Source organism: Nostoc sp. 'Peltigera membranacea cyanobiont' 213, assembly GCF_002245975.1.
Taxonomy (GTDB): Bacteria; Cyanobacteriota; Cyanobacteriia; order Cyanobacteriales; family Nostocaceae; genus Nostoc.
This window is the reverse complement of the sequence record NZ_NOLI01000079.1, coordinates 1-13356: the sequence shown is the minus strand read 5'-3', so window position 1 is coordinate 13356 and position 13356 is coordinate 1. Positions and strand designations below refer to the sequence as shown.

At 44.2% G+C, this 13356-nt stretch carries 11 protein-coding genes and 1 tRNA gene; 10 read left to right on the top strand and 2 right to left on the bottom strand.

Annotated features, from left to right (window positions below):
* Positions 1 to 31 precede the first annotated feature (31 nt).
* Positions 32 to 751, bottom strand: a complete 720-nt coding sequence (locus CDG77_RS20560; RefSeq protein WP_094331186.1) for a peptidoglycan-binding domain-containing protein — start codon at positions 749 to 751, stop codon at positions 32 to 34.
* 623 nt (positions 752 to 1374) lie between these two features.
* On the opposite strand from CDG77_RS20560, the gene CDG77_RS20555 reads away from it, so the two are divergent.
* The 9 genes from CDG77_RS20555 to CDG77_RS20515 all read left to right on the top strand — a co-directional run bounded on the left by CDG77_RS20555 (position 1375) and on the right by CDG77_RS20515 (position 12484).
* Positions 1375 to 2823 carry a hypothetical protein gene (locus CDG77_RS20555; RefSeq protein WP_094331185.1) on the top strand — a complete coding sequence of 483 codons (1449 nt, stop codon included), beginning with the start codon at positions 1375 to 1377 and terminating at the stop codon, positions 2821 to 2823.
* A gap of 254 nt (positions 2824 to 3077) precedes the next feature.
* Positions 3078 to 3539: a ribosome maturation factor RimP gene (gene rimP / locus CDG77_RS20550; protein WP_094331184.1), complete on the top strand. Its 462-nt coding sequence runs from the start codon at positions 3078 to 3080 to the stop codon at positions 3537 to 3539.
* Positions 3540 to 3776: 237 nt separating this feature from the next.
* Positions 3777 to 5054 carry a transcription termination factor NusA gene (nusA, locus tag CDG77_RS20545; RefSeq protein WP_181154356.1) on the top strand — a complete coding sequence of 426 codons (1278 nt, stop codon included), beginning with the start codon at positions 3777 to 3779 and terminating at the stop codon, positions 5052 to 5054.
* 149 nt (positions 5055 to 5203) lie between these two features.
* Complete coding sequence (locus CDG77_RS20540) at positions 5204 to 5473, top strand: YlxR family protein (protein ID WP_094331183.1); 270 nt, start codon at positions 5204 to 5206, stop codon at positions 5471 to 5473.
* Between the two features lie 105 nt (positions 5474 to 5578).
* On the top strand, positions 5579 to 5821 hold the full coding sequence (locus tag CDG77_RS36645) for a hypothetical protein (protein WP_181154355.1): 243 nt from the start codon (positions 5579 to 5581) through the stop codon (positions 5819 to 5821).
* Between the two features lie 135 nt (positions 5822 to 5956).
* Positions 5957 to 9118, top strand: a complete 3162-nt coding sequence (gene infB / locus CDG77_RS20530) for a translation initiation factor IF-2 (protein WP_094331182.1) — start codon at positions 5957 to 5959, stop codon at positions 9116 to 9118.
* 106 nt (positions 9119 to 9224) lie between these two features.
* A complete protein-coding gene (locus CDG77_RS20525; protein WP_094331181.1) occupies positions 9225 to 9845 on the top strand; it encodes a low-complexity tail membrane protein in 621 nt (206 codons plus the stop codon).
* 208 nt (positions 9846 to 10053) lie between these two features.
* A complete protein-coding gene (locus CDG77_RS20520) occupies positions 10054 to 10251 on the top strand; it encodes a hypothetical protein (protein ID WP_012412012.1) in 198 nt (65 codons plus the stop codon).
* Between the two features lie 538 nt (positions 10252 to 10789).
* Positions 10790 to 12484, top strand: coding sequence for a DUF1565 domain-containing protein (locus CDG77_RS20515; protein WP_094331180.1), 1695 nt, complete (start codon positions 10790 to 10792; stop codon positions 12482 to 12484).
* 142 nt (positions 12485 to 12626) lie between these two features.
* Here CDG77_RS20515 and CDG77_RS20510 read toward each other — a convergent pair whose 3' ends face one another.
* Positions 12627 to 12920: a DUF3493 domain-containing protein gene (locus tag CDG77_RS20510; protein ID WP_094331179.1), complete on the bottom strand. Its 294-nt coding sequence runs from the start codon at positions 12918 to 12920 to the stop codon at positions 12627 to 12629.
* 33 nt (positions 12921 to 12953) lie between these two features.
* Here CDG77_RS20510 and CDG77_RS20505 point away from each other — a divergent pair.
* Positions 12954 to 13025 (top strand) — tRNA-Thr (locus CDG77_RS20505).
* The last annotated feature ends 331 nt before the right edge of the window (positions 13026 to 13356 follow it).

Below are 13356 nucleotides of genomic sequence, written 5' to 3'. Positions count from 1 at the left end.
AGGGCTTTGGGGTAGGGGTTATTTGTGGCAATTAGGGTGTTGGTGTAGCCATTGGTGTAGCCATTGGTGTAGCTGTTGGTGTAGCCATTGGTGTAGCTGTTGGTGTAGCCATTGGTGTAGCCGTTGGTGTAGCTGTTGGTGTAGCCGTTGGTGTAGCTGTTGGTGTAGCTGTTGGTGTAGCCATTGGTTTAGCCGTTGGTTTAGCCGTTGGTTTAGCCGTTGGTTTAGCCGTTGGTTTAGAAGTCGGCGTAGGTGATGGTGTAGCCGTTGGCTGACTGAAGACTGTCTTGGCTTCTTCATTCAGTTTTTGGCGGAGTGCTAAATTAGCAATTCCAGTTTCTTGCAATTGATATTTCTTTTGATACTCCTTCACCACTGCTTCGGTGCGGGAACCATAAAAATGATCGCGTGGGAGGGGAGGATTAGGCTTCACCACTGCATTCAAATTTGTGTGCAGAATTTGAACGATGTTAGCAGCATAAGCTTGGGTTTTTGGCCCTGCTATCCCATCAACTGGTTTTAGCTTATAACCTGTCTGAAATTCACGAATTGCCTTTTTAGTTTCCTCATCCGTCAAAGCACCATTTGTTACCTTGACGTTATAGCCGAATCCTCGCAACACAGCACGGAATTGCTCTGGCGTATAGCTACGTTGAGGAGCTGCGAAACCTGTGTCTGCAACTACCACACTAGCTGTTATCAGGCAAGTAACAGCAAAAGTCGCGCTTGATTTTCCAAATCCACACCACATATTTAAAACTCCTTTGGATTAAATCAGCAGGATTATAAATCTTAACAGCTGCATTTTAAGTTTGTTTAATAACTTTTTTCATGATTTTTAAATAATTTTTGAATAATTTTTGCCCAAGACAACTAGACATACAGAAAGTAATTTATGTCATCTATCAAAAGAAGTATCTTGTGTCAGCCGAGATCCAGAGGTTATCATTTGAATCGAATACACCCTTTGAATACTAAATTACGGGATAGATGCATATATATGTATTGATGTCAACTTAAGCTTTGGTGAAGGTTATTCGCGGGTATACGAACCGAGGCTCGCAACTTGGGTTAAAAAACAATTAACAATGGGGTAAAGCTCATTGCCTCTAGTCCCTCTTTGTAATATTAGATTGACATAAATGCCCATACATGCATCAATACTGAAGTCTACTCAACTGCAAATTCGTGTACTTGTTTAGAAAGAGACGAAAATTAATAAGTAAGTAGGTGAGAAAAAATCAAGGTAAGTTAAGGAATATAAATTAAATTGGAATTAGCTCGTAGTGAGGGCTGAAGCCCTCACTACGAACCTTTAATTATTTACGCCGCTCTACTTAGATGAAAGAGTTTATATTCTAAAATATCCAAAAAATGAAAGACATAAAATCTTCTAAAAAGCGGAATCTTTGGTTTGAAAGATTTATGGCAATTGCTGCCACTGTAAATTTAGGTTTAGTTTTGTTTAATTTAAGTTACGTACCTTGGCGAGATTTCTACTTGCGAAAACTTCCCCAAGTTATTCAGATATACGATCCAATAAAAGGTATTGAACCCCATCGAGACACAAAAAATTATTTAGAAACAATAGACGCATTAGAAGAACAAGTCAGGCAAACAGGGTTAGAGTCTTCTCAGGTAAATAGCAGGCTAATACAAATAAGTCGTCTTAGCAGCGAGATGATTGATAGCAACCCGTTTGCGGGAGCCAATAAGAGTGGTACTCTAGAAAAAATCAAAAAGCGGATGCGATCGCACATCGGTAACGAATCCGCAAAACAGTCCTTTGCCACTTTTTGGAGTCAGCCTTACTTATCACAAAATGGCTGGGTTAAAGAAATAAATTTTTTTAACGAAAGCATTCGCCCTTTGATTGCCACAAACTACTACCGCCAAATCGGTGAAAATGGCGATTTTGTTGATAATTTTTGGATTCTTGACTTACCCTTTGTGATGTTATTTGGCGTAGAATTGCTGGGACGTACCTTCTTCATCAAACGCCGACATCCTGGTTTAAGCTGGTTTGAAGCACTATTGTGGCGTTGGTACGATCTATTTTTAATACTACCATTTTGGCATTCGCTACGAATCTTACCTGTATTAGTCCGCCTCGATCGAGCGCATTTATTGAATCTCCATCCAGTGCGAAAGCAAATTCATCAGGGGATTGTCGCCAATTTTGCCGAAGAACTCACAGAAGTAGTAGTGGTGAGGGTAATTAACCAGATTCAGGGTTCAATTCAGCGAGGTGAGTTAACACAGTGGCTCTCACAACAAGAAAATTTACGTCCCTACATAGATATTAATAATGTAAATGAAGTGGAAGCGATCGCCAGTCTTTTGGTCAAAACAATTGTTTACCACGTTTTACCTGATATTCAACCTGCGATCGTTGCCATTTTGCACCACAACATCGAAACCGTCTTCCATCAAGTCCCCATCTACCGCAACCTCCAGAATCTCCCTGGCGTAGGACAGGCCCAAACCCAGTTAAGCGAACAACTTGCGACCCAAATCACAACTAATCTTTACAAAACTTTAGTTAGCGCTGTTGAAGACCCTGTTGGCGCAAAACTTACCAGTCAACTCGTACAAAGGTTTAGCGAAGCCTTGGGATCTGAAATAAAGGAAAAACACGTACTTTCCGAAATTCAGAGTTTACTCTTTGACTTCTTAGAAGAAATCAAAATTAACTACGTTCAGCGTTTGTCCCAAGAAGACATAGATCAAATTATCGAGCAAACCAGGCAGCTACGCACACAAGCATCCGTTCCATCAGTGGTTAAGAAAAGCACCGCTCTCCCAGAAATACGTGAAGGGTAGAGAGAGCAGAAGAAGCCTGATAGCAGGGGGCAGGGGGCAAGAGGGAGAATAAAAATTACCTCTTTCCCCTCTGCTCCCTGCTAAGTGCCCCTCTGCCTCTTGTAGCCAATGCCCTATGCCCTATACTCGACTATTCATTAAATGCGCTAAACTCGTATGAGGGCGAACCATCATTGGTTCGTCACAAGACTTCTTGGAAGATATACCTATCGCAGGAAGTGGGTCAGTGCCCACTTTTTTTATTGAATTCTCTCATGGCTCATCCTTTAGTTCCACAAATTATTGATTTGGCGACACCAGTAGCAGAAGAACTGGGATTGGAAGTGGTTGGCGTGGTTTTTCACACTCACCAAAGTCCACCAGTGTTGCGGGTAGACATTCGCAATCCTCAGCAAGAAACCGGATTGAATGATTGTGAGAGGATGAGCCGTGCTTTAGAAGCCTCCTTAGATGCTGCGGAATTCGTTCCAGAAGCTTATGTCTTGGAAGTGTCTAGTCCTGGTATTTCGCGACAACTGTTAACAGACAGGGAATTTATTTCCTTTAAAGGATTTCCTGTCATTATCTTCACTTCGCCACCCTACGACGGACAACAAGAGTGGATAGGTCAGTTGATTCGCCGGGATGAGACAACACTTTACTTAAACCAAAAAGGTCGTGTAGTCGAAATTCCCCGCTCCCTAATTACAAAGGTGCAGCTAGACGAGCGCCGATAAACAAAGGGCTAGGGCTTAGGAGTTACAGACTAGAGCAGCTTGGCTAGAGGCTAGAGGTTACGAGCTAAGGGCTAGAGGTTATGAACTAAGGGCTAGAGGTTAGGGATTAGTGGAAAGCTATTCTCTAATCCCTGGCTTTAATGCGTAGTTTTCAGTCCCCAGTCCCCAGTCTCTAGTCCCCAGTCTCCAGTCCCCAGTCCCCAGTCCCCAGTCCCTGATTTTTAAAGGAGATTGCTTATGTCAATGGTTACTTTAGCTGGATTAAAAGAATTAATTGAAAGTATAAGTCGCGAGCGGAATTTACCCCGTCTTGCAGTTCAATCAGCTATTAGAGAAGCACTACTTAAAGGCTACGAACGTTATCGTCGCGCCCAAAATTTAGAGCGCAAACAGTTTGATGAAGATTATTTTGAGAATTTTGAAGTAGAACTCGATATTGAAGGAGAAGGATTTCGCGTTCTTTCCACCAAAACCATTGTCGAAGAAGTCAATAACACAGATCACCAAATTTCCCTAGAGGAAGTTCAACAAGTAGCTCCTGAAGCACAGTTAGGCGACTCGGTGGTACTGGATGTTACCCCCGACCAAGGAGAATTTGGTCGGATGGCGGCGATGCAAACTAAGCAGGTATTGGCGCAAAAATTACGGGATCAACAGCGCCAGATGGTGCAAGAAGAGTTCCAAGATTTAGAAGGAACTGTTCTCCAAGCAAGAGTCCTACGGTTTGAACGGCAATCAGTAGTTTTGGCAGTCACCAGTAATTTTGGTCAGCCAGAAGTAGAAGCCGAATTACCGAAGCGGGAACAGTTGCCCAACGATAATTATCGGGCAAATGCTACCTTCAAGGTATATCTGAAAAAAGTCTCCCAAGGTCAACAACGAGGGCCACAATTGCTTGTGTCTCGCGCTGATGCTGGTTTGGTGGTTTATCTGTTTGCCAATGAAGTCCCAGAAATTGAAGATGAAGTGGTACGGATTGTTGCCGTAGCTAGGGAGGCAAACCCCCCTTCCCGTTATGTCGGCCCCCGGACTAAAATAGCAGTAGATACCCTCGATCGCGATGTAGACCCAGTTGGTGCTTGTATCGGAGCCAGGGGATCGCGAATTCAAGTGGTAGTCAACGAATTACGCGGTGAAAAAATAGATGTAATTCGCTGGTCGCCAGACCCAGCAACATATATCGCTAATGCTTTAAGTCCAGCCCGGGTAGATGAAGTACGCCTAATGGATCCAGAATCCCGGCAAACTCACGTACTCGTGGCTGAAGATCAACTTAGTTTAGCCATTGGGAAAGAAGGACAAAACGTCCGTTTGGCAGCCCGCCTGACTGGTTGGAAAATAGACATCAAAGACAAAGCTAAATATGACTATGCAGGAGAGGATGAGAAATTTACAGCTGTCAGGGCTAAATATCAGTCAGAGCAAGACGATCTTGACTTTGAGGAAGAATTAGAGGATGAAAATCAGGACGAATTAGAAGAAGAGGATAGTTTTGACAATAACGATGACGAGTAATTGATCAACCTTGTAAAGTTTTGATAATGTGGATTGTAGTCCTAAGTCTCAGGATTATTTCCTGAAAGACACCTTGGTATAAGTAAAAAATAGTAATAAACAACTTACTTTTTACACCTAGAATGCTGGACTGAGATTGTAGAAAACTGATGAAACCAAATTATCGGCGCTGTATTAGTTGCCGAAAAGTAGGGTCAAAAGATGAGTTTTGGCGGATTGTCCGCGTCTTTCCATCGGGAAAGGTACAATTAGATCGGGGCATGGGGCGTTCTGCCTATATTTGTCCGCAAACGAGTTGCTTACAAGCGGCTCAGAAAAAAAATCGACTAGGGCGATCGCTACATGCATCAGTGCCAGAAACACTGTACCAAAGCTTGTCGCAACGTCTAGCCATCAGCAATACCCAAAACCAAATTTAATTGGAACAACTTTGTGACGTTATCACCAGAGGAATTGTACGAAAGCCGAAGTCGTGCTTTTATCACACCCTCTGTCGAACGTTAAGCTTAGTGCCAAAATAGTAAATGGGTGTAAAAGGCATTCGGCTCTCCAATAAAGTAAGAGGGGCGAAGCAACATTCCCAGAATCAAGATGTAATCGATTGTGTTGTGGAAGATTCAGAATCAACAAAACAAGAAACTACAAAATGGCAACCTGGTAGCGCTCAGGCGCAGTTCGGCGTCAGGGGTTCCTATAAAAATCTTTTATTTAAAAAATTTTTATGGGTGTCCCTCAACCATCATTCCTGGTGGGGATGCCATTATTAAACCGAAACATCTCTCTTTCCTGATTGGAGGCACCGGCAAAAACTAAACGGCGGTCTAAAAACAGTAATCCAAGGATGGAGATGTCGCAAACCAGGCAACCATCCGCTAAAACTGTAAATTAAAGGGGAAGAGTGGATGACCAACGGCAAAGTTAGAATCTATGAATTATCAAAGGAATTGAATTTGGATAACAAAGAGCTATTAGCAATTTGCGAGCAGCTCGACATCTCGGTCAAAAGTCATAGCAGCACTATTTCAGAATCCGAGGCAGAAAACATCCGGGCGGCAGCAGAAAAGCTTGCAACTACGAATGTATCGGCCAAAAAGGAACTAGGTACAACCAGCCATAAACCAAATTCACCACCAATCGGCGGACGTAACCGACCTGCTGCACCCCACAAACAGCAAATTTTGGAAATACGCAAACCCACAATATTGAGAAATACTACCTCCAACGCCCCTGATGCGTCAGTTGCCAACAATACCCAAGCTGCCTTGTCTGAAGCTAATCCTCCCTCACCTCCACGGCCTTTTGCTACACCAGTCTCACCCATGAAGCCGACGGTACCAACTCGACCTGTACCCCGGACTCAATCTGAGACTCAAGAGCAACCTCCTGTCACGGACTTGGAACAAACGCCTAATCCAAATCAGGCACCGGAAAAAGTAGCATCCCAAAAACCGGAAAAAATAGTTCCACCCAGACCAAAATCGGAAAAACCTCAAAAACCGCAATTAGTTGCCCCTCCGGCAAGACCTGCGGCAGAAGCTCAAGCAGAACTTGCCCAAGTGCCAGATGAGTCGGTATCTCAGGCAGATAAACCGATCCTCAAACGCGACCAAAGGCTACGTCCCGTTGAAGGCGATCGCGAGCAAATTAAGCCCAGAGTTGCCAAACTCCCAACCGACCAGTCTGCACCAGGCGCACCACAAAGACAGGCTCGCTCCACCCCTGCACCCACCAGACCAGAACAGAGGGTCAATAGACCATCTGCACCATCAGACGGGCCAAGACCAAGGCCAGCGCGTCCTGGTGAAGGTGTAGCAGCCGCAATGCCGATCGCTACTCCACCCAGACAAATGTCAGGATTAGCCGGCAAATCTCAAGGAATGGGTGATGAGCCAGTTGCACCCCCCGATCTCCTCGACTTGAAACGCCCAAGTCCGCCTCGCCCGACCAAAGGCGGCAAAAAGTGGGTAGAAGAGGAAATAATCGACGAAGTTAAAGAGAAGGCTAAAGCTGGCGTTAAAGGCAAGCGGATCAAGCCGATACTGGACGATGAATTTGAAGAAGATTTGTTGGATGATGACGATATCGACTCACCAGCAACCGTCCAAGTCAGCCTTTCCATTGCCCGTCCTCCCAAGCCAAAAGCGACTCGACCTGTACAGATGCCAGGTGCAAGCCTTGCTAGCGCCCCAACTGCTAGAGGAAGTAGAAAACCTGGTTCTAAATCTGGTTCTGGGCGCGACCATCACAATAACCGTCGCCAACAAGAAGCTGATACAAAGCGCGATCGTCCAGCAAAGGTGACGATCACAGGCCCCTTGACTGTGCAAGAACTGTCTGACGTTTTAGCCGTTCCTGATACAGAGATTGTGAAAATCCTGTTCCTTAAAGGTATGGCGGTGAGTATCACTCAAAATCTAGATATTCCCACAATTACCCTGGTAGGAAAAGAACTAGAAATAGAAGTTGAAACCGTCGAGCGAGAAGCAGAAGCTCGGAAAATTACCGAAATGGTCGGCGCAGAAGACCTAGAATATCTCCACCGCCGTCCGCCAGTCGTGACAATTATGGGTCACGTAGACCACGGTAAGACAACCCTGCTCGACTCAATTCGCAAAACAAAAGTGGCTGCTGGCGAAGCTGGTGGGATCACTCAACACATTGGTGCGTACCATGTGGATATAGAACATGAGGGCAAACCACAGCAGATAGTCTTCTTGGATACCCCTGGTCACGAAGCCTTTACAGCGATGCGGGCTAGAGGAGCTAGGGTAACAGACATTGCCGTGTTAGTAGTGGCTGCTGATGATGGTGTGCGTCCCCAGACCATTGAAGCTATTAGCCACGCCCAAGCTGCTGGAGTGCCAATTGTTGTAGCCATCAACAAAATTGACAAAGAAGGGGCACAACCGGAGCGGGTGAAACAAGAACTGACCCAGTATGGTCTGACCGCAGAAGACTGGGGTGGTGAGACAATTATGGTTCCCGTGAGCGCCATCAGAGGTGAAAATCTGGATACGCTCTTAGAGATGATTCTGCTAGTCGCAGAGGTTGGAGAACTGTCTGCTAACCCAGATCGTGCCGCCAAAGGAACTGTCATTGAAGCCCATCTGGATAAAGCCAAGGGAGCAGTTGCTACCCTGCTAATTCAGAATGGTACCCTGCATGTGGGAGATATCTTGGTAGCTGGCTCGGCCTTCGGTAAAGTTCGGGCGATGGTGGATGACAGAAGTAAGAGAGTAGACATTGCTTCTCCTTCCTTTGCTGTCGAGGTATTGGGTTTAAGTGATGTGCCAGCAGCAGGCGACGAGTTCGAGGTCTTCCAGAACGAAAAAGAAGCCAGATCCCTCGCTAGCGATCGCGCCGATAGACAACGCCTATCCCGCCTGTTACAAGGTCGTGTTACCCTTACAACCCTGTCGGCTCAAGCCCAAGAAGGCGAGTTGAAAGAACTCAACTTGATCTTGAAAGGAGACGTACAAGGTTCTGTAGAAGCCATTGTGGGAGCGCTCAAGCAAATCCCGCAAAACGAAGTCCAAATTCGGATGCTCTTGGCTACTGCTGGGGAAATCACTGAGACAGATATCGACTTAGCAGCTGCCAGTAACGCTGTAATTATTGGCTTCAACACCACCTTTGCCAGTGGCGCTAGACAAGCCGCCGATGAAGCAGGTGTCGATGTTCGAGAATACAACGTCATCTACAAACTCCTAGAAGATATCCAAGATGCCTTGGAAGGTCTTTTGGAACCAGAGTTGGTGGAAGAAGCCTTGGGTCAAACCGAAGTCCGTGCCGTCTTCCCAGTCGGTCGCGGTGCTGTTGCCGGTTGTTACGTTCAATCTGGCAAGCTAATTCGCAACTGTAAAGTCAGGGTGCGACGTAGCGGTAAGGTGATTTTTGAAGGCGTTCTTGATTCCCTAAAACGGATGAAGGAAGATGCTCGTGAAGTTAACGCTGGTTACGAATGCGGTGTCGGCATGGATAAATTCAATGATTGGGTTGAAGGTGACATCATCGAATCCTATCAGATGGTTACGAAGCGCCGCACTCTCACCTTAACGAGATAGTGTTAAGGGTAAAATGGTTAGAAGTTAGGAGTAATAAATTAGGAGTTAGGAGTTAAAGGCTACTAATTCCTAACTCCTAACTCTTAACTCACAACTATTTTATAATATGCATTCATTTCGCTCTGAACCTATTTTGTGGATTCACGTCGCTGGATTAGCGACGTTGCCTGTTTTTTTAGTCCTGTGCTTATTGTTTTTGTCTGTAGGCGAGCCGTTTTTGCCAGTCTGGATGGAGCTATCTTTAGTTGCTGCTATTGGTATTCTCCCCCTGCTATGGATGCAGTTACGTCGCCCTTTTTATATATTTGCTCTTTTAGGAATAGCCCTAAAGCCAGAAAATCTGACTGAACGGCAGCGAAAAATTCTCTGTTTAATTAATACAAAGTTAAATCGTATTCTGGCATTAGTGGCAGCAGTATTGTCGGTTTGGGTGCTGTGGCATCTCTACCAAATTGCCCCATTAGTAGCAAATTCGGCTAAATTTCTCCCACAATGGCGCAGCGTCGCACTAGTGCTTGCGGGGTTAGCTTTTTTGGGAAGTAATCTATTTTTACAAATACCTGTGAGTGTAATGCGAGTTTTAGTGACTAATGACACAGAATTCGCTGGCATCGAACCATTATCTTTAGAAAAGATTAAGCAAGATTTTACTATCCTAGGGGTACGGGTTAATCAAATCGTCCCCCGATTGTTGCAATCCTTGTTTAGGATTAATGCAGATTCATAACAGCCATGATGTAATTACTAATTCGTAATTCGTAATTCGTAATTAAACCGATAGCGCAGCGTTAGCGAGTCCGCAAGCGCTGGGTCAGAGTCCCTTGACCTCTCTCTATAGGTCGTAACCTAATTACGAAATTAGTAATTACGAATTACGAATTGTTAATGCCCAATACCCAATTACCCTTGAAGTTAAAACAAAGGAATAAGGAACTATGGCTCAAATTCCAGCTTCTAGCGATCGCCAATTTTCTGCTGACACTGAAATTTGGTATAGTCTCAAATGTGCGATATCCACCAGTTCTGGTTTTCAACGCTGGCAACTAGAACGTGATGCTCAATTACACGGAATTCGCTTGGAACAGCAAGTACAACGGTATTTGAGGGAAACTTTAGAAACTTTAGCTTACTAAACAGCAAATAAATCTTCTAGGGTTGTTTGCAAGCGGCGGAGTTGATGGTATACACTCTGCAACGATCGCCATCAACTTCCACTTCATTTGTGGAATAATTCTTAATAATTTTAATCCGCGACACCTAGCCATTTTGACTCGCAGGTGGTTCTAAAGAGGCTCACAAAGCTTATCCCCGAATAACTTGACTAATTTTGAGCCAAAATAATATTGTTACGAGTCCAGCTATTCAGCACTCTATCTAAAAAATACAGGGTTTACTTTTATCGGTTGGCGAAAATCCAGCGACTATCTCAACCAGATAATTTGCTTACAGCAACTTGTTAAGAGCAGGTAAACTTCCGCCACAGTCCACTAGTAGAATTTTCTGAATAAAATAATATAACTAATGTATAAGTTCTGTGATGTATCTAGGGAATTTAGCTGAATCAGTGGTAATCATCCAGTATAGTTTTGCATGGGTTTTATAGCAGCTACAAGGCTGCTAGCTTCAACCTTGTTTGATATACCATAATTCAGCACATCACAGACTCAAAAAATGAAATATCGGGGTTTTCACATTACTCTTGCGAAAAATTTTCGCCTTCTTTCTAGCAGTCATCTCAGATATACTTTGCGCCTGGGAGCCGGATTAACGGCAATGCTAGTTGTTTCTAGCGGGTCAATACTACTACCGAGTGAGGTTAACGCTGGTGCTACTCACTCAAAAGCTATTACCCCAACTCTCACAGCGCAAGTTCCGACAACCGCCGCAGCAATTTACGTTAATCCCGCAACTGGTGCAGATAGTGCTGGTCGTGGTACAACCTCAGCTGCACCCTACAAAAGCATCAGTTTCGCTCTCAGTCAAGCCCAAACAGGTGCAGTTATTCAATTAGCACCTGGGAACTATAACCAAGAAAGTGGCGAAACCTTTCCGTTGTTGCTTAAACCAGGAGTAACACTGCGGGGTGATGAAGCTAGTAAAGGTCAGGCAATATTAATTACAGGTGGAGGTTTCTACACTAGTCGCACCTTTGCCAGACAGGACATTACCATCCTTGCCGAACAAGATACGACTATTAATGGTATTAGCGTCACCAACCCAAATAGTCGGGGTACAGGTGTGTGGGTAGAGTCAACTAATCCTACTATCAAAAACAGTACTTTTACTAACAGTGTCAGAGAAGGTGTTTTTGTTACAGGTACAGGCAATCCCAAAATTGAAAGTAACATCTTTGTGCAAAACAAAGGCAATGGGATTTCAATTGCTAAAGCTGCTCAAGGAGAAATTCGGGGTAACTTATTTCAGGATACTGGTTTTGGTCTTGCGATCGGTGGCACTTCCACACCCCTAGTTACAGAAAACCAAATCGTCGAAAACCAAGATGGTCTTTTTATCTCGGAGTCAGCCAAGCCCATATTACGTAAGAATGTCATTCAGAATAATAAGCGCGATGGCGTAGTAGCGACTGTCAATGCTCTACCCGATCTCGGCACTAACGAAAATCCTGGTGGCAATCTTATCCGCAATAACACTCGTTATGATGTGAACAATGCTACTAAAACTGGTAAGATTGTCGCTGTTGGCAACGATATCGATCAGAAAAAGATTTTTGGCTCAGTAGATTTTGTTGCCGCAAGTGTTGATGTACCGCCTGGAGGGCCTGTTGCGTTTAAAGATGTGCCAGCAAATTACTGGGCAAAAACCTACATCGAAGCTTTAGCCTCTCAAAATATTATTGCTGGTTTTCCTGATGGCAGTTTTAAACCCAATGAACCTGTAACCCGCGCTCAATTCGCTACTATTGTCACTAAAGCTTTAACACCACCAGTTAAACGCGCAGGCATTAAATTTAAAGATGTAGCAACAAATTTTTGGGCTTACGCTGCAATTCAATCTGCTTACCAGAGTCAATTTGTTTCTGGTTATCCTGATGGTACTTTTAAGCCACAGCAGCAAATTCCTAGAGTGCAGGTGTTAGTAGCTTTAGCTAATGGTTTGGGCTTAACTGCAAGTAATCAGAATGTCCTTTCTTTTTACACCGATGCTGCCCAGATTCCTAATTATGCGATCGCACCTGTTGCGGCTGCAACTTCACGGCAATTAGTAATTAACTATCCCACAGTGAAGCAACTCAATCCTAATCGTCAGGCGACTAGAGCCGAAGTTGCTGCCTTTGTTTACCAGGCACTCGTCAATGCTGGACGTGCCCAACCAATTCCTTCATCCTATTTGGTAACAGCCCAGTAAATGCCTAGTTAGCAAATTGGAAGCGCCAGACTAATAATTTGTTAGTCTGGCACTTCCAAATAATATGAATTTTATTAATTTTGGGGTTTTTTAAACATAAAATTTGCAGAATCTAAAAATTAACTAGCTAAAATTTCTCCCTTCAGGAGTTAGGATTTTTACCTGATTGGGGGCGTTGTTGCCGACGCTGTTCCCAGCGCCAGAGGAAAACCATTAAGGCAACTATTCCTACTTGGAGAGCTAAACTTGGCATTGCACTCTCAACATTGCGTCCGGCAAGCACTTGGAAGAAAAAAACGAATGCGCCAATAGAGCCAGAAGCACCAAAAGCAATGTAAATAAATTGTCTTAAGCCGCGATAAGGAGCGGCTATTTCTGCTTTGAGGCTGGCGTATTGTTCAGGGTTAAGGCGATTTTTGCGATTTTGATCTACCATGATTAAATCATGTTATACTCTTAGATTGTGTACGCCGATGTGGCTCAGTGGTAGAGCAGCTGATTCGTAATCAGCAGGCCGTGGGTTCAAATCCCATCATCGGCTTTTTAGAGTTTGACATAAATCATGTACAGTGACTAATTATTTGTCGTCTGTGACACATTAATGTCGTAGTGACAAATGATTGTCATCAAACCTAGATTATTACTGATGATGGTGATTATGTGACAGTGCCAGGAATTCAAGTATTTACTACTAATTCAGGAGCGATCGCATCCTCGACATAACAAAATGTTGGCGACAAAAAGATCCCCGACTTTTCTAAAAAGTCGGGGATCTAGTTTCTTGTTTAAGTAGGTGTGGATTATTGCAGCAAAGGAGTTGTGCCATTACCGTTAGTTGACGCATTTGCAATTGCAGCTTGAGTAGGTTGAGT